General features: G+C 72.6%; 12 protein-coding genes. 3 read left to right on the top strand and 9 right to left on the bottom strand.

The features are described from left to right. Nucleotides 1–762: glycosyltransferase family 2 protein (locus N4P33_RS20640; RefSeq protein ID WP_260828130.1), on the bottom strand; the 762-nt coding region annotated here is incomplete at its 3' end. Further along, complete coding sequence (locus N4P33_RS20635) at nt 759–2,396, bottom strand: carbamoyltransferase C-terminal domain-containing protein (protein ID WP_260828129.1); 1,638 nt, start codon at nt 2,394–2,396, stop codon at nt 759–761. The genes N4P33_RS20635 and N4P33_RS20640, both read right to left, overlap by 4 nt. A gap of 253 nt (nt 2,397–2,649) precedes the next feature. Here N4P33_RS20635 and N4P33_RS20630 point away from each other — a divergent pair, with 253 nt between their 5' ends. Beyond that, a complete protein-coding gene (locus N4P33_RS20630) occupies nt 2,650–3,090 on the top strand; it encodes an SRPBCC family protein (protein ID WP_260828128.1) in 441 nt (146 codons plus the stop codon). A 1-nt stretch (nt 3,091) separates the two neighbouring features. Here the strand turns inward: N4P33_RS20630 and N4P33_RS20625 are convergent, their stop codons facing one another. The 3 genes from N4P33_RS20625 to N4P33_RS20615 form a co-directional block, all read right to left on the bottom strand. Continuing rightward, nucleotides 3,092–5,770 (bottom strand): S1 RNA-binding domain-containing protein, encoded by a 2,679-nt coding sequence (locus N4P33_RS20625; protein WP_260828127.1) that lies wholly within the window; start codon nt 5,768–5,770, stop codon nt 3,092–3,094. Next, nucleotides 5,763–6,707, bottom strand: a complete 945-nt coding sequence (locus N4P33_RS20620; RefSeq protein ID WP_260828126.1) for a hypothetical protein — start codon at nt 6,705–6,707, stop codon at nt 5,763–5,765. Before N4P33_RS20620 ends, N4P33_RS20625 begins: the two co-directional genes overlap by 8 nt. 67 nt (nt 6,708–6,774) lie before the next feature. Next, nucleotides 6,775–8,232 (bottom strand): hypothetical protein, encoded by a 1,458-nt coding sequence (locus N4P33_RS20615; RefSeq protein WP_260828125.1) that lies wholly within the window; start codon nt 8,230–8,232, stop codon nt 6,775–6,777. A gap of 106 nt (nt 8,233–8,338) precedes the next feature. Between N4P33_RS20615 and N4P33_RS20610 the strand changes: the two genes are divergently transcribed. Then, a complete protein-coding gene (locus N4P33_RS20610; RefSeq protein ID WP_260828124.1) occupies nt 8,339–10,189 on the top strand; it encodes a hypothetical protein in 1,851 nt (616 codons plus the stop codon). A gap of 69 nt (nt 10,190–10,258) precedes the next feature. Here the strand turns inward: N4P33_RS20610 and N4P33_RS20605 are convergent, their stop codons facing one another. From N4P33_RS20605 to N4P33_RS20590, 4 genes are all read right to left on the bottom strand, one after another. After that, the gene (locus tag N4P33_RS20605) at nt 10,259–11,725 is read right to left on the bottom strand and encodes an NCS2 family permease (protein WP_260828123.1); all 1,467 of its coding nucleotides are present in this window, start codon (nt 11,723–11,725) and stop codon (nt 10,259–10,261) included. A gap of 282 nt (nt 11,726–12,007) precedes the next feature. Beyond that, nucleotides 12,008–14,392, bottom strand: a complete 2,385-nt coding sequence (gene pucD, locus N4P33_RS20600) for a xanthine dehydrogenase subunit D (protein ID WP_260828122.1) — start codon at nt 14,390–14,392, stop codon at nt 12,008–12,010. A gap of 1 nt (nt 14,393) precedes the next feature. After that, complete coding sequence (locus N4P33_RS20595) at nt 14,394–14,975, bottom strand: (2Fe-2S)-binding protein (RefSeq protein ID WP_260828121.1); 582 nt, start codon at nt 14,973–14,975, stop codon at nt 14,394–14,396. Then, nucleotides 14,975–15,868, bottom strand: a complete 894-nt coding sequence (locus N4P33_RS20590) for a xanthine dehydrogenase family protein subunit M (RefSeq protein ID WP_260828120.1) — start codon at nt 15,866–15,868, stop codon at nt 14,975–14,977. The genes N4P33_RS20595 and N4P33_RS20590 overlap by 1 nt, the downstream gene beginning before the upstream one ends. Before the next feature lie 358 nt (nt 15,869–16,226). Here N4P33_RS20590 and N4P33_RS20585 point away from each other — a divergent pair. Continuing rightward, nucleotides 16,227–17,355 (top strand): PucR family transcriptional regulator ligand-binding domain-containing protein (locus N4P33_RS20585; RefSeq protein WP_260828119.1); only part of this gene is annotated, 1,129 nt, incomplete at its 3' end.

Below are 17,355 nucleotides of genomic sequence, written 5' to 3'. Positions count from 1 at the left end.
GGCGACGCCCGCGGCGGTGATCGCGGCGTGGCGGCGGATCCGGCCGCGTGGCGCGACCGCCCGTTCCCACCAGCCGGGCCCGTGCAGGCGCCGCATCAGCGCGTCGTCGGCGTTGCCGCGCTGCTGCTTCACCGACACCCAGCGGGAGGCGGGCCGTACGGGATGGCGGGTGGTGCGCCCGCCGCGGCGGATGCGCCATCCGGCGTCGAGGACGCGCAGCGCGAGGTCGGCGTCCTCGCGGAAGGCGCGCGGGAAGCGTTCGTCGAAGCCGCCGACCTGCTTGAGCGCCTCGGTGCGGTAGGCCATGTCGGCGGTGATCCAGCGGGCCCGCGCGAGCCCGGCGGTGGCGCGTTCCCAGTCGGTGGGGCGCCGCTCGCCCGGCAGCGGCACGGTGATGATGCCCTGGACGCCGGCCGTGTCGGGCGGTGCCTCGGCGAGGTCGCGGGCGAGCTGGTCGCACCAGTACGGGCCCACCTGGACGTCGTCGTCGAGGAAGGCGACCCACGGCGCGTCGACCGAGCGCAGCCCGGTGTTGCGGGCGGCGGCGGGTCCGCGGCCCCCGCTCCGTACCACGACGGTCCGTTCGCGCAGGTCCCCGAGGACGCTCAGCGGGTGTTCCAGCGCCCCGGGTCCGGGCTCGCGCCGGTCGTCGACGAGGACGATCCGCTCGGGGCGCGGCCCGTGCGCGGCGGCGAGCGCGGCCAGGCAGTCGGCGAGGCTGTCCCGCACCAGGGTGGGGATCACGACGGCGTACGGCGTCATGCGAAGGCCCTCCCCCTGCGCACGGCGTACGGCCCGAGGGCGAGCAGGTCCACAGGCGCGGAGCCGAAGCACTCCAGCGCGTCGCGGGGATCGTCGACCATGGGCCGGCCGGCGGTGTTGAGGCTGGTGTTGACCACGACGGGCAGCCCGGTGTGCCGTTCGAAGGCCCGCAGCATCCGCGCGACCAGCGGCTCGGCGCCCTCGTCGACGGTCTGGGTGCGGGCGGTGCCGTCGACGTGGACGACGGCCGGGATCCGCTCGCGCCACGCCTCGTCGACGTCGTGCACGAAGAGCATGTACGGGCTGGGCAGCGGGCCGCCGGAGAACAGTTCGGCGGCGCGGTCGGCGAGGACCATCGGGGCGACCGGGCGGAACTCCTCGCGGCCCTTGACGTGGTTGAGCCGCTCCAGGTTCTCGGCGCGCCCGGGGTGGGCGAGCAGGGACCGGTGTCCGAGGGCGCGCGGCCCGTACTCGCCGCGGCCCTGGAACCAGGCGACGATGCCGTCCCGGGCCAGTTCCTCGGCGACGGTCTCGGCGATGTCGGCGGGCTTCTCGTACGGGATCGCCGCCCGCTCCAGCCGGCCGCGCAGCTCGTCGTCGCTCCAGTCGCGGCCGAGGTCGGCGCCAGGCATCGGCTGCGGGACGCCTTCCTGCGCGGCCAGGTGCAGGGCGCCGCCGAGCGCGGTACCGGCATCACCGGCGGCGGGCTGCACCCACACGTGGCGGTACGGGCCGCGCGCGGCGATCTTGGAGTTGGCGACGCAGTTGAGGGCGACGCCGCCGGCCAGGGTGAGCGCCTCGCCGCCGGCCTCGCGCTGCAGCCAGTGCGCGAGCTCCAGCAGGACCTCCTCCAGGACGGCCTGGGCGCTCGCGGCGAGGTCGGCGTGGTCCTGGTTCCAGGGTTCGTCCGGGGCGCGGGGCGGGGTGAGGGCGGTCCAGTCGACGCCGTGGGCGCGGAAGCCGCCGTGGCCGGTGGGGTGGACGTACTCGCGCAGGCGGGGCAGGTGGCGCGGGGTGCCGTAGGAGGCGAGCGCCATGACCTTGTACTCGTCGCTGCTGCGCAGGAAGCCGAGGTGGGCGGTGAGCTCCTCGTGGACCAGGCCGAGGGAGTCGGGCAGGGCCTGGGCGGCGACGGTGTCGAGCTTGCCGTCGCGGTAGCGGCCGGCCAGGTGGGAGGCGGCCTCGCCGCGGCCGTCGAGGACGAGGACGGCGCTGTCCGGGTACGGGGAGGCGGGTCCGGCGGAGGCGGCGTGGGCGATGTGGTGGGGGACGAAGACGACCCGGGCGGGGTCGAGTCCGGGCAGCGCCTCGGCGAGGAACTCGGGCGCGCGGCGGGCGTAGGCCAGGCGCAGCGGGTCCCAGGGGTCGTCCAGGCCCATGTCGCGGGCGGGCCGGGCGAGCGCGGGGTCGAAGGAGTAGGTGACGGCGTCGAGCTCCGCGGGGGCGAGGCCCGCCCGGGCGAGGCACCAGCGGGCGGACAGCTCGGGCAGTTCCCAGGCGGAGAACGGCACCGGCCGTTTGCCGTGCTTGCGCCGGCTGAAGCGCTCCTCCTCGGCCGCGGCCACGGTCCGGCCGTCGACGACCAGGGCGGCGGCGGGGTCGTGGAAGAGGGCGTTGATCCCGAGGATGCGCATGGGGTCTCTCCGTCTCCGAGCGACATGTGAGGCTCAGGAGACGCGGGTGCCGTACTTGCGGCTGTCTCAAACACTTGGAGCCAACCTGACCCGGTAGGCACCGTTTTTTCACGGTACGTCACCGTGTTTCCGTGCCACTCGGTGACGGATCAGGCGACGGACCGGCCATGAAGGGACCACCGCCGACTGGGCCGAGCGGGTGACGGTGAGCGGAGCGGGCCGGAGGCCGGAGCGGATTACTTAGGATCCCCACGTGGCCGCATTCCAGCTCCAGCGCACCGTGCCTCTCCCTGTCGACGAGGCCTGGCGCCGGCTCACCCGGTGGCACCGGCACGGCGACTCGGTCCCCCTGACCCGGGTCACCGTCACCACTCCCCCACCCACCGACGAGGGCACCCGCATCGTCGCCCGCACGGGCCTCGGCCCGCTGGCCTTCGACGACCCGATGGAGGTGACGGTGTGGCGGCCCCCGCAGGACGACTCCCCCGGCCTGTGCCGCCTGGAGAAGCGCGGACGGATCGTCAGGGGCTGGGCCGAGCTGGAGGTGCGCAGGGGCCCGGGCGGGCGGGCCCGGGTGGTGTGGCGCGAGGAGATCCGGGTGCGGGCCGTACCGCGTGCGCTGGACGCGGTGCTGGCCCGAGCGGGGCGTTACGTGTTCGGGCGGGAGGTGAACCGGCTGCTGAGGGAGCCGTGAGCTAGTCACCCGAGATGCGGCGGCGCCGCCGGGCGACCCATTCCCGGTGCCGCGTACAGCGCTGCGTGACCTCCCTGACCATGCCTTCCCAGTGTTCACGCTGTTCCTGGAAGCCCGGCAGCCAGGTTCCGTCCTCCTCGTCGTATCCGTCCGGGAGGATCAGCTGTCCCGCGCTGTCGCAGTACGCGGCCATTCCGTATCGAACGGGGGACGGCTCGCCCCCTGCGACCGCCACGGCGTCGGCCTCACCCAGAGAGAAGGACAGGCGCCGGCGGTCGTAGTCGATGTCGGTGACGGCGACGAAGATCCGCTCTCCCGGGATCAGGACCCCGTCCGGCTCGGACTCCCCGCCGTCCGCGGGGACGTAGTGGCGGACGAGACCGTCGATGCCCTCCTCCACGCGGACGACGGCGCCGTCGGGAAGGACCTTCGTGACGGTGGCCTCGATGATCTCCCCCAGCCGGTGGAAGACCGTGAACGCACGCCAGGGATGATTCCGGACCGCTCGCAGAGACAGCGTGCCGCGCCCGCCGTCGGCATCGCGGCCGAGCACCCGGACCAGGATCCTCTCCCCCACGCGCACGACGTCCGACGGATCGTCGACGTGCCGCCACGACAGTTCCTCCCGAGGGATCAGCCCGGGCCCGTCCAGGACACCCCCGTCCACGAACGCTCCCTCCTCGGAGACCTCCGTCACCCGCGCGGGGAACACCCGGCCGGGCAGGACGGCCGCGGGCGCGCGCGTGTGCCCGGCCGTGTGCCTGGCGAGGTCCTTATCCTCCAGCCAGGCGCGACGGGAGAGCATCACCAGGCCGCGCCTCCGGTCGAGGTCGGTGATCTTCGTCTCCAACTCCGTGCCGAGCAGGTGACGCGGATCGGCGCCACGCCGCCGGTCGACGAGGTCGGCCGGCAGGAAAGCACGTACGCCGACGTCGATCACGAGGCCGCCCCTGACCGTGTCGATGACGGTTCCGGTGACGTCGCCGTCCATGCCTACGGCGAACTGGAGCCTGTCCCAGGCAGGCTCGGCTCGGGCGCGCCGGACGGACAGGACGGGGTTACCCTCCGCGTTCCGGCGGCCGAGGGCCATGGCCTCGACGCGCTGCCCCACCTCCAGCAGGTGTGCGTCGGCCTCGGGCCGGAGTGACAGCTCGTGGAAGGGCACGACGCCCGTGCCACCGCGGACCAGGGACAGCAGCGCCTCACCGAGGCGAACGGCGACGACCGTGCCGAGCACGATCTCCCCGGGAGTGAGGTCCGCGGGCCCGGCGTCGGCGTACACCACCATGTTGTTGATCACCATGTTTCCGATGGCGATCAGACCGGGATAGCCGTCTTCCGGCCCTTCATCCCGGGAGAGTTGCTCCACGGCCTCGTCGAACGAGCGATACGCCCGCGCGTCGGTCACCCACCCCCGTGGTGCTTCGGTCAGTGTCATCAGCATCGTGCTGCCGCCGTCCCACAGGTCGTCGCCCCGTGCGGCGATCCTGCGGCAGGTACGCGATGAGGCCCGCACCAGCCGGGTCACCGGATGCTGTTCGCCGAGCCGCTCCCCGGCCCGCCGGGCTTGCTCGGCCAGTACCTCGGCCGTCCGTTCCGCCCGGTCCGCCTTCTCGGCCTCGCCGGTCGCCCGGACCGACTCCACCTGGGCGGTGACCAGATTGGCCAGCGCCGCCACGGACCGGGGGTGTCCGGGTCCGAGCCGTGCGTCGAGGCGTTCGGAGACGGACGCGAGCTGGGCCACCGCCCGCTCCAGCCGCGCCGCCGAGCGGGTCACCCGGGCGGACTCCACCTGGACGGCCGCGAGGTCGGCGAGGACGCCGAGCACCTGCGGATGGTCGGCGCCGAGCATCGCCGACAGCCGCTGGCAGGCGACTTCCAGCACGTGCACGGACATCGTGAGCGTCTTGGTGTCCTGGGCGCGCAGCGCGGCGGTGCCCCGGGCGAGGGCGACACCGGCGACCGAAAGAAAGGCGCGCGGGTCGTTATCACCGACTTCCCTCACGAACGCGGTGGCGTGGCGGGCGAGTTCACTCAGGCGGCTATCGGGGGCCGGTGGACGGCGGACCGGCTTCCTCACGAAGGGTGCGTCTCCGGTGTCCGCGCGTTCGCCCGTCACAGGCGGGTACGAAGAGACGGACGCGAGGCGCAACTCCACGGCGGCCAGCATCTCGTCCAGTTCGGCGCTGTGTTCCGCTTCGAGTTCGTGGAGCTGCCTCCGGGCGAACCAGGAGGTCATGGTCGCCGAGGCGATGTCCCCCAGCGCCAGGTCGACGGCCGCCCGATTGATCCAGGTGATCACACTGATCTCCCGGCCGGCGAGCGTCACCGACTTGAGGATGCGTCGCGCCTCATTCCGCAACCCGAGCGCCATGGCCACCACGGCCAGACAGTTACGCAGTTCCAGTGCGTGCGGCGCGTCCACCGGTGCCCGCTCGATGCACACCGCCAGCACGTCGAAGAGCCGGTGGGCCTCGTCCCGCAACCCCAGTTCCCACAGGAGCCGGTTCAGCCGTACTCCCTGGGCGAGTTCGCGGGCATCCCACGGGGGGTCGTCACCGTCGGTCCGTAAGCCCGATACGAAAGCGACGAGACTCGGCACATGGGCGAAGCGCAGTCCGCCGGGATCACGCAGCGCCTCCTGGGCGCTCTCGGCCGCCGCCGCGAAGGAGTCAATCACCGTCCTGGTCCCCCCACACAACCCGGAACGCCTCGTCGCACACCTCGTTCGCCAATCGCATGTAGTACGGGTCCATGTCCCGTGCGAGCAGCGGGTTCTCGGCCGCCAGGGCGTTCATCTCCCGGGCCAGGAACCGGCCGGTCTCGAAGACTTCCCGCGCCTTGAGTTCCCGGCCCCGCCGGGAGTCTGCCGAGTCGGCGGTGCCGGGCACGGGGTCGGTGGTGGGTGCGGGCGCCCTGGTCAGCCCTTCGCTCAGCAGCCCCATCAGAGACTCCGCCGACAGCCGCTCGAAGACCTCGAACGCGCTGCTCAGCGCACCTGCTGCCAGCGTGCCCTCGCCCGACTCGCTCAGCCGGGCCGCGGCCTCGGCGTCGAGGAGGATGCCGAAGACGGCGGGATCATGACCCGCCGTGCGCCGCTCCACGGGTCCTCCCGCATAGCCCTCGCCGGCCTCCAGTGACGGGTCGCCGGCGAGTTCGACGAGGCACAGCGGGCGGCCGTCGCCGTCCCGCCGGTCGCAGACGACCGCGTCGACCGTGCCGTGCAGGGCCGCCCTCGCGGGGCCGGGACGGTAGGGGGCGTACCAGGCGTCACCCTTGGCGGCGCTGTCGGCCTGGGGTGCGCCGTACTCCGCCCCGGGATCCGACAGCACGCTGATCAGCGCGAGACCGACGTCCTCCGCCAGCTCGAACACCATGGCCCGCAGCGGCAGTCCCTGTGCGGTGTGGACGTCCACCGGGTCCCGCTCCCGCAGTCCGGGCACGCAGGCCGTGGAGGTGAGCACATAGGAACCGGTCACGAAGAAGCCGCCGCCGAGCAGTTCCCGATCCCGGGATATGGCCACCCAGTAGTCGTCACGTGCCATGAAGTACCTCGGGTCCCGCTCGTCGGCGATGCCGGTCCTCGTCCGCAGGTCGGCACGGCCTCGGCACGTCATGTGTGGGGCGGCGCCGGATCGAGCGTACCGGCAGATGCCCGATGTACGCCGGGTTGTCTGCGAAAGGTCAGCCCCGGCCCAGCACCCGCCGAGCCCCCGCGATCACGGCCGTAGCGAGCACCCAGCCGGACACCACCAGGAGCAGTGCGACGGCCTTGCTCGCCCCCGTGGGGTCCCAGGCTCCCCGGTGTCCGAGGCTCGCCACGGGGATGAGCAGGTCGAGGCTGTACAGAACGGGATCCCAGGCGCGTTTGGAGTCGCCGCCGACCGGGCGTGGCGGGTGCGTCGCGAACCACGCTGCGCCCGCGGCGACGAGCGACAGCAGCCACAGCAGGGCGCGCCGGGGCGCGTACCCGTAGCCGAACAGCACGTCCTGGACGAGGCCCCACACCCGTCCCGTCAGGCGGTCGTTGCGGCTGAGGTGACGCTCCTTGGCGTGCCGTACGGTGCGGGCGGCGCGTTCGTCGCCGCCGCTCTCGTACGACGTCGCCAGCTGCTCGAAGGCCCGGGCGCCGGTCCGGGGGTCGCGGGTGAGCCAGGTGATGCGGGTGCGGACGTCGACGGGCCGGGCGGTCTCCAGCCGCTGGTAGGCGAAGCCCTCCAGGGACAGGGCGCCCGGCGCGGGCCAGGTGGCCTCGGAGTCGACCAGTACGTCGACGGTGGCGTCCTGCAGGACCACCTTGCCGGCGGGCGGTTCGCGCAGGTCCAGCCTGAGGCGCGGGACGCGCAGCCGGCCGCACAGCAGGGAGCCGTCGGGCGCGGCCAGGACGGCGTCGTGGAAGGTCGCCACCCCGGCGACCTCGGCTGCCCGCAGCAGCACCTGGCCGGTGCTGCGGAAGCCCCAGTCCGCGTAGAAGCCGGTGCAGGTGATCCCGGTGGCGTCGATGCCGCCGACGTCGGCGGCGTGCAGGTTGACGGCGTGGGTGACCCGGGCGTCCCGCAGGTAGAGGGCACCGTTGGCGGTCAGGCCGCGGCCGTGGACGGAGCCCTCGACGGTGAGCCGCGGTGCGAGCAGGGACCAGGGGCTGCCGTCGGTCACGGTGAGCGCCTCGGCGACGAGGTTGCCCGCGATCCGCGCGTCGGCCATCCGTACGGCCGCGGTGGCGGTGTCCTCGTCCAGGCGCCGGGGTGCCCGCCGGCCGGTTGTGGAGTCCGCGGGGTCGGTCATCGGGCGGGGGCCGGGCGTGCCGTCACCCACGTGGGTGCCGGACAGGCGGAGTTCACCGTCGACGGTGATGCGGTCGGCCCGCAGGGCGGGGAGGACCGAGCCGGACAGGTCCAGGGAGGGGACCGTCAGGTCGGTGAGGTCGACGGGGTCCTCGAACACGCAGTTGACGAAGGCGAGGGCGGTGCTCAGGCGCCGGCGGTCGAGGCGCAGTGCGCCGGTGATGCGCAACCCCTCGTAGTGCTGGGCCGGTTGGCCGTCCGCGTCCCGCGCTGCGATGACGTCGCCGAGCGTCCGGGCGTCGACCGTGCCGGACCGCGGCCCGCGGCGCAGACGCCGGCTCCCCCTGAGACGTGCCACGTCGATTCCCCCTTGCCTGCCCGCCCGCAGGGCATGGCATATCACATCCCCGCCCCGCGCCCGCCGCACACCGGGAGCAGGCGGGCATCCGGCCATACTGAGGGACATGGACCGTTCCCCGTCCCAGAACCCCCATGTCTTACGGGCCTTCGGCGACCCCGCCGTGGACCTGGCCCTGGCCGAATGGCTGCAGGCGAACGATCTCGAGCTGGCCGAGCCGGAACTGCTGGACACCGGCCGCAGCGGCGGCAAGCTGGTGTCGGCGTTCGTCCGGGAGCTGGATCACCGGCGTACCGGGGGCATGCGGGTCATCAAACTGGTCGCGCCCACCCCGGACGCCCAGCCCGAGCCGCGCAACCACGGGGCCGCGCTGCGCAGCCGGGTGCCGGGCAACGAGGCCTTCATCGACCGGCATCTGGTCAGGCTGGCGGAGAAGGCCTGGAAACTGGGCGACTGCTGGGTCATGTTCCAGCACCCTGCCGGGGACGGGAAGGACGAGACGAGAACGCTCGCCGCGCTCGGCCGCAGCGGGCGCCTGCCGCGGCTGGCCGCTCAGATCGTCAAAGGGGTGCTGAGCGGCTGGAATCCGCAGGACCCGGCGTTCGACACGGAGCTCACGGCGGCGCGGTTCGTCCGGGAGTTGCTCGGTGCGCGTGTCGACGAGGACAGTCCACTGCGGACGTGGGTCCGCGCGCACGTGGACGCCGAGGCGGACGAGCGGGTGTGGTTCGCGCCGGCGGAGGGCGCCCCTGCCCTGCCCAACCCGCTTGCGCTGTCCGGCGGTTCACCGCTGAACGGGCGGCCGGTGAGGTTCGCCGCCCGGGGGCGCGGCCATGGTGACCTGCATCCGGGCAACATCATGGTCCCGGTACGCGCGGACGCCCCGCCGGAGGACTACTGGCTCATCGACCTGTCCCGGTTCAGCGAGCACGCGCTGCTGGCCCGCGACCCCGTGCACCTGCTGCTGTGCCTGATCGCCGACGCCTATCTGCCCCATCTGTCCGAGGCGGCCCGGGCGGAACTGCTGGCGGCGCTCACCGACACCGGTCCGGAGTGCGAGTCACGTTGCGAGGGGCCGCTGATTCCGCAAGGTCTGGCGGAGCTGGTCGTCCGGGTGCGGACGGAGCTGATCGGGTGGGCTGCCGGGCGGGGCGTCGGGCGGGTCTGGCGGCTCCAGTGGTTTCTGGCGCTGCAGGCGTGCGCCCTGATGTTCACCGCACGCGACCGGTACCCGGACCGTGACCGCTCGTGGTTCTTCTTCCTCGCGGCCCACGCGTGCGGGGCGTACCTGGACTGTGTGGACGTGGAGCGGCCGAGGTCCGCCGAGGTGCCGACGCCGGGCGGCGCGCCGCACCGGACCGGGCAGGAGGAGGAGACCGCCCCGGCGCTCCCGGTAGTCGTGGGGCAAGTGGGACCGGCGCCCAGCGACCCTGCGCCCGAGTCCCCGGCTATTAGCGCCCCGGCGCTCCCGGCCGCCGTGCGGCGGACGGAGCCGGCACCCGGCGTGCCTGCGCCCGCGTCCCCACCGGATGCCGCTCGGCGTCCTGCCGAGGATGCGGGGGCGGTTCCGGCGGTCCTGACCGACATCTGGAGCACCTTCGAACGGCCCGCGCAGCAAGTCTCCGACACGGCGTTCGGCCACTTGAAGTCGGACGTGGTGCTGTTCGTCCAGCGCAGGGCCACCCAGCTGCGGCTGGAACTGAGCCGGGTGCAGATACAGTCCGCCACCGCGCTGCCGGCCGGCGCGGCCGGTCTCGGTCGCGTGCAGGATCTGCTGCACGATGTGGCGGCCGCGGCGAAGCCGCTGCACCAGTTCCTGGTCAATCCGGTGCTGCGCATGCAGACGCTGGCGGCCCGGCAGAACCCGAGGCAGCAGGAACACCTCGCGAACGCCCTCATGAACCTGCTCGACGAGGTCCGCCGGGCGATCCTCGACCTGTCCGCCCCGGCGCCCTGACCGTCACGCCACGGCTTCAAACGCGGAAGCGCTGCGGGACGGTCCGGCCGTCCCGCAGCGCCTGGCCGGTCAGTGCACGCCGAGCCAGCTCTCGATGGGGTTGAGGGCGAAGTAGATCAGGAAGATCACCGTCAGTCCCCACATGAAGGCGCCGATCTCGCGCGCCTTGCCCTGGGCGATCTTGATGGCGACGTAGGAGATGACGCCCGCGGCCACACCCGTGGTGATGGTGTAGGTGAACGGCATCAGGACGACCGTGAGGAAGACCGGGATCGCGGTGGCGCGGTCGCCCCAGTCCACGTGCCGGGCGTTCATCATCATCATGGCGCCGATGACCACCAGCGCCGCCGCGGCGACCTCGCCCGGCACGATCGCCGTGAGCGGGGTGAAGAACAGACAGGCGGCGAAGAAGAGTCCGGTGACGACGGCGGACAGGCCCGTGCGGGCGCCCTCGCCGACGCCGGTCGCCGACTCGACGAAGACGGTCTGGCCGGAGGCGCCCGAGACGCCGCCGATCGCGCCGCCCGCGCCGTCGATGAACAGCGCCTTGGACAGACCCGGCATCCGGCCCTTGTCGTCGGCGAGCTTCGCCTCGGTGCCGACGCCGATGATCGTCGCCATGGCGTCGAAGAATCCGGCGAGGACGAGGGTGAAGACGATCATGCCGACCGTCATCGCGCCGACCTCGCCCCAGCCGCCGAACTCCACCTGGCCGAAGACCGAGAAGTCCGGCATGGAGACGGCGCTGCCGTGCAGCTCCGGCGCACCGCTCGCCCACTGCTTGGGGTCGACGACACCGAACGCGTTCAGCGCGACGGCGAGCACCGTGCCGCCGACGATGCCGATCAGGATGGCGCCGGGGATGCCGCGGGCCTGGAGCATGAAGATGGCGAGGAGGGTCACGGCGAACAGCAGCACCGGCCAGCCGGCGAGTTCACCGCCGGGGCCGAGCAGCACGGGACCGCCGCCGGGGGCGGGGTTCTCGTGCACGAAGCCGGCCTTCACCAGGCCGATCAGGGCGATGAACAGTCCGATGCCCATGGTGATGCCGTGCTTGAGCGCGAGCGGTATCGCGTTCATGATCATCTCGCGCAGGCCGGTGACGACCAGCAGCATGATGACCACGCCGTACATCACGCACATGCCCATGGCCTGCGGCCAGGTCATCTCGGGCGCGACCTGGCCGGCGAGCACCCCGGAGACGGACAGTCCGGCGGCGAGGGCGAGGGGCACCTTGCCGACGAAGCCCATCAGCAGGGTGGTGAGGGCGGCGGCGAACGCGGTCGCCGTGATCAGTCCGGTCTGCCCGAGCGTGTTGCCCGCGGCGTCCTCGCCGGACAGGATCAGGGGGTTGAGCAGGAGGATGTACGCCATCGCCATGAAGGTGGTGATGCCGCCGCGCACTTCACGCGCGACCGTCGATCCTCTGTGCGTGATGTGGAAGTACCGGTCGAGCCAGGACCGGCCGGCCGGGACGCGGGTTCCCGCGCCCGCGTCCTCGGCGGTGGTCCTGGGCTCCACTGACTGCTGGGTCATGGTGCCATCTCCCAAGGTTCAAAGGGACACCCGGTCGCGTGCGCTCTGCTTCGGCCGGGATTTGGGAGGTGCCAGACCCGGGGGACGGCCCGGTACTGCACCTGTGTGTGGGGAACCGGCGCAGGGTGTGCTCAGTCGGTTGAGCAGTGACCCGGCGTCGGGGTTGCCGTTGCGCCCACCCGTGCCGCCCTGGGGGTCCCCCCAGGCCCTTGAGGCACTGGGGGAGGCACGACTGCCCGCAACGGCAGCGGCGTTACGACGTTCCGTCGATCTCGGCGAACGTCATGCCGTGCCTGTGAGGTGTTCCGGGCGTACCGGGGTTCTGTTCAGCTCCAGGCCCGTCGCGTCGCGGATGGCTGCGAGGACCGCCGGAGTCGAGGACAGAGTGGGTGCTTCGCCGACGCCGCGCAGTCCGTACGGGGCGTGGTCGTCGGCGAGTTCGAGCACGTCGACGGGGATGGTCGGCGTGTCGAGGATCGTGGGGATGAGGTAGTCCGTGAAGGACGGGTTGCGTACCTTCGCGGTCTTCGGGTCGACGACGATCTCCTCCATGACCGCCATGCCCAGGCCCTGGGTGGTGCCACCCTGGATCTGGCCGATGACGGACAAGGGGTTCAGCGCCTTGCCGACGTCCTGGGCGCAGGCCAGTTCGATCACCTTCACCAGGCCGAGTTCGGTGTCCACCTCCACCACCGCGCGGTGCGCGGCGAAGGAGTACTGGACATGGCCGTTGCCCTGGCCGGTGCGCAGGTCGAAGGGCTGGGTCGGCCGGTGCCGCCACTCCTCCTCGACCTCGACGGCCTCGTCACCGAGGACGTCCACCAGGTCGGCGAGCACCTCGCCGCCGTCGGTGACGACCTTGCCGCCCTCCAGCAGGAGTTCCGCGGTGGCCCAAGCGGGGTGGTACGAGCCGAACGTGCGGCGGCCCAGCTCCAGTACCCGCTCGCGGACCAGCTCGCAGGCGTTTTTGATCGCGCCGCCGGTGACGTACGTCTGGCGGGACGCGGAGGTCGAACCGGCCGAGCCCACCTGGGTGTTGGCGGGGTGGATGGTCACCTGGGCGACGCCCAGCTCGGTGCGGGCGATCTGCGCGTGGACGGTGACGCCGCCCTGGCCGACCTCGGCCATCGCGGTGTGGACCGTGGCGACGGGCTCGCCGCCGACGACCTCCATCCGCACGCGCGCCGTGGAGTAGTCGTCGAAGCCCTCGGAGAAGCCGACGTTCTTGATGCCGACCGCGTAGCCGACGCCCCGGACGACGCCCTCGCCGTGCGTGGTGTTGGACAGTCCGCCGGGCAGCTGGCGCACGTCGGCGCCCTCGCTGGACTCCCACTGGCGCTCCGGCGGCATCGGCATCGCCTTGACGCGGCGCAGGAGTTCGGCGACCGGCGCCGGGGAGTCGACGCGCTGGCCGGTCGGCATGAGGCTGCCCTGTTCCATGGCGTTGAGCCGGCGGAACTCCACCGGATCCATGCCGAGCTTCCTGGCCAGCTTGTCCATCTGCGCCTCGTAGGCGAAGCACGCCTGGACGGCGCCGAAGCCGCGCATCGCGCCGCAGGGCGGGTTGTTGGTGTAGAGGGCGATGGCCTCGATGTCCACGTCGTCGATCACGTAGGGGCCGACGGACAGGGAGGAGGCGTTGCCGACCACGGCCGGGGAGGCGGAGGCGTAGGCGCCGCCGTCCAGGACGATGCGGCACCTCATGTGGGTGAGCTTGCCGTCCTTCGTCGCGCCGTGCTCGTAGTACAGCTTCGCCGGGTGGCGGTGGACATGGCCGAAGAAGGACTCGAAGCGGTTGTAGACGATCTTGACGGGTTTGCCGGTGCGCAGGGCGAGCAGGCAGGCGTGGATCTGCATGGACAGGTCCTCGCGGCCGCCGAACGCGCCGCCGACGCCGGCCAGGGTCATCCGCACCTTCTCCTCGGGCAGGCCGAGGACGGGCGCGATCTGGCGCAGGTCGGAGTGGAGCCACTGGGTGGCGATGTAGAGGTGGACGCCGCCGTCCTCCTCCGGTACGGCGAGACCGGACTCGGGGCCGAGGAAGGCCTGGTCCTGCATGCCGAAGGTGTACTCGCCCTCGACGATCACGTCGGCGCGCTCCCGGGCCGCCGCGACGTCGCCCCGGACGATGGGCTGGCGGTGCACGATGTTGGGGTGCGGGACGTGGCCCACGTGGTGATCGTCACGGTTCTCGTGGACGAGGATCGCGTCGGGGGCCAGCGCCGACTTCTCGTCGGTGATGACCGGGAGTTCGCGGTAGTCCACCGTGATCTTGGCGGCGGCGCGGCGCGCGGTCTCCGGGTGGTCGGCGGCGACGATCGCGACGGGCTCGCCGTGGTGGCGGACCTTGCCATGGGCGAGGACCGGGGTGTCCTGGATCTCCAGGCCGTACCTCTTCACCTCGGTCGGCAGGTCGTCGTACGTCATGACCGCGTACACGCCGGGCGTGGCGAGGGCCTCGGAGGTGTCGATCGAGGCGATCTCGGCGTGGGCGACCGTGGAGCGCAGGATCTGGCCCCACAGCATGTCCTCGTGCCACATGTCGGAGGAGTACGCGAACTCTCCGGTGACCTTGAGGATGCCGTCCGGGCGGAGGGTGGACTCGCCGATGCCGCCCTTGGTCCCCGAGCCCTGGGTGATCTTGGTGGGAACGCCGTTCGTCGGCATCTCAGACCCCCTCGGACTGGCGGGCGGCGGCGAGGCGGACCGCGTCCATGATCTTCTCGTAGCCGGTGCAGCGGCACAGGTTGCCCGACAGGGCCTCGCGGATGTCCGCGTCGGTCGGGTTCGGGTTGCGCTCCAGCATCTCGTCGGCGGCGACCAGCAGACCGGGCGTGCAGAAGCCGCACTGGACGGCGCCGGCGTCGATGAAGGCCTGCTGCACCGGGGAGAGCTCGGTACCCTCGCCGGTCTGCGAGTCGGTGCCCTCGGCCTTCCAGTGGCGGGCGTCCTGGAGCGAGGTCCCGCACGCGCCGGTCGCGCAGCCGCCCTCGGCGCGCTGCCTGGCGTAGTCCGCCAGGCCCTCCACGGTGACGACCTCGCGGCCCTCGGCCTGTCCCGCCGCGACCAGGCAGGCACACACCGGCACGCCGTCCAGGCGGACCGTGCAGGAGCCGCACTCGCCCTGCTCGCAGGCGTTCTTCGAGCCGGGCAGGCCGAGCCGCTCGCGCAGCACGTACAGCAGGGACTCGCCCTCCCAGACGTCGTCGGCTTCCTGCGGGCGTCCATTGACGGTGAAGTTGACGCGCATCACGCAACGCCCCCCTTCCGGTATGCGGGTGTGCCGAGGTACGACTCCCAGGTCCAGGTCAGTGTGCGGCGGGCCATGACGCCGACGGCGTGGCGGCGGTAGCTCGCGGTGCCCCGGACGTCGTCGATCGGGTTGCAGGCGGCGGCGCACAGGTCCGCGAACTGCTTGGCCACCGACGGGGTGATGATCTTTCCGTTGTCCCAGAAGCCGCCCTCGTCCAGGGCCGCGTTCAGGAACTCCTCGGCGGCCTTCGCCCGGACGGGGGTCGGGGCGGCCGAGCCGATACCGGTGCGGACCGTACGGGTCTCGGGGTGCAGGGCGAGACCGAAGGCGCACACGGCGATGACCATGGCGTTGCGGGTGCCGACCTTGGAGAACTGCTGAGGTCCTTCGGCCTTCTTGATGTGGACGGCGCGGATCAGCTCGTCGGGCGCGAGCGCGTTGCGCTTCACGCCGGTGTAGAAGTCGTCGATCGGGATGCGGCGGGAGCCGCGCACCGACTCCACCTCCACCTCGGCGCCCGCGGCCAGCAGGGCGGGGTGGGCGTCACCGGCGGGGGACGCCGTGCCGAGGTTGCCGCCGACGCCGCCGCGGTTGCGGATCTGCGGGGAGGCGACCGTGTGGGAGGCGAGGGCGAGGCCCGGCAGCTCCGGGCGCAGATGCTCCATGATCGCCGAGTACGGGACGGAGGCGCCGAGCCGCACGGTGTCGTCGCCGGTCTCCCACTCCGAGAGCTCCCCGACGCGGTTGAGGTCCATGAGGTACTCGGGCCGCCGGTGGTCGAAGTTGATCTCGACCATGACGTCGGTGCCGCCCGCGATCGGCACAGCGGTGGGGTGCTCGGCCTTCGCGGCGAGCGCCTCCTCCCAGCTGGCGGGGCGCAGGAAGTCCATGACCGGCTCTCTTCGTCGTCTCGTGCGGGTCGTGCGGATCGAGCCATTCCGGGTCCGGTGGGGCCGGCTCGTTCATGTGCTGTTCACCCGGAGTGGACTCAGTACACCGCCGTGTGCTCCACAGGGGTCAGTCACGGAAACGCTGAAGGAGTTGGCTGGCCAGCCAGGGCATCTTGTAGATTCATATGAACAGAGGTCATCTGGAGCCTCCCGACCTTCCTCCGGAAACAGAGGACACAGTCCACGAGACGGCCGGTATCGCTGCTCAGCCAACCGACGCCGCCCTCGCCGACAGATCCGCGGAAGATCACCTCACGTTTCATCGTAGATATCGAGACAAAGAACGGCGGCGACGAGAATGCGGCTGCGCGCACTGCTGGACACCGATGCGCTGGGCCTGAAGCTGCTCGGCGGCGAGGACGAGCTGGACCGCACCGTGCGCGGTGTGATGACCACCGACCTCAGGGACCCCAGCCGTTATCTCTCGGGCGGGGAACTGGTGCTGACGGGTCTCGCCTGGCGCCGCGACGCCGCGGACTCCGAGCCGTTCGTACGGATCCTGGTGCAGTCCGGGGTCGTGGCGCTCGCGGCGGGTGAGGCGGAGCTGGGCGAGGTCCCGGACGATCTGGTGGTGGCGTGCGCGCGGCACCGGCTGCCGCTGTTCGCGGTGCACGAGTCGGTGGCGTTCGCGACCGTCACCGAGCACGTGGTGCGGCAGGTCTCCGGTGAGCGGGCCGGGGATCTGGCGGCCGTGGTGGACCGGCACCGGCGGATGATGACCTCGGGTCCCGCGGGCGGCGGCCCCGATGTCGTCCTCGATCTGCTCGGCTCCGACCTGGACCTGCGGGCCTGGGTGCTCTCGCCCACCGGCCGGCTGATCGCCGGGTCGAAGGAGGCGGGCCCGCCGCTGCCCGCGGAGATGTGTGCGCGGCTCGCGACGGAGCAGCTGGCGGCGGCCCGCACCGGCCGGCGCGGACCGCACCGGGTGACGCTGGGGCAGACGACGTACAGCCTGTTCCCGGTGCGCAGCACGGGGCGCGCCCCGCAGCCGGCGCGGGACGTGCGCGAGACGGTGCTGTCGGACTGGCTGCTCGCGGTCGAGGCGGACGCCGGCGAGTGGGCCGAGGAACGCCTCGACCTGCTGCACGGGGTCACCCAGCTGATCGCGGTCGAACGCGACCGCCGGGACGCGGCGCGCACCGTGCGGCGGCGGCTCGCGCAGGAGGTGCTGGAGCTGGTGCAGACGGGCGCGGCGCCGGCCGAGATCGCGGCGCGGCTGCGGGTGGCCGCGCCGGTGCTGCTGCCCGGGCTCGGGGCGGCGCCGCACTGGCAGGTGGTCGTGGCCCGCGTGGAGTGGGACGGCGCGGAACTGGAGGGCGGTCCGGTGGCGCAGGCGCTGCTGGAGGAGATCCTGGTCGACCCAGCGTCGACCGGGCCCGAGCCGTCCGACCGGATCGCCGTCGCGCACACCGGGGAGGAGGCCATCG

Source organism: Streptomyces sp. 15-116A (genome assembly GCF_025290915.1).
In the GTDB taxonomy this organism is placed as follows: Bacteria; Actinomycetota; Actinomycetes; order Streptomycetales; family Streptomycetaceae; genus Streptomyces.
Note: the sequence above shows the minus strand (reverse complement) of the source record. Positions and strands in the feature narration are given on the sequence as shown.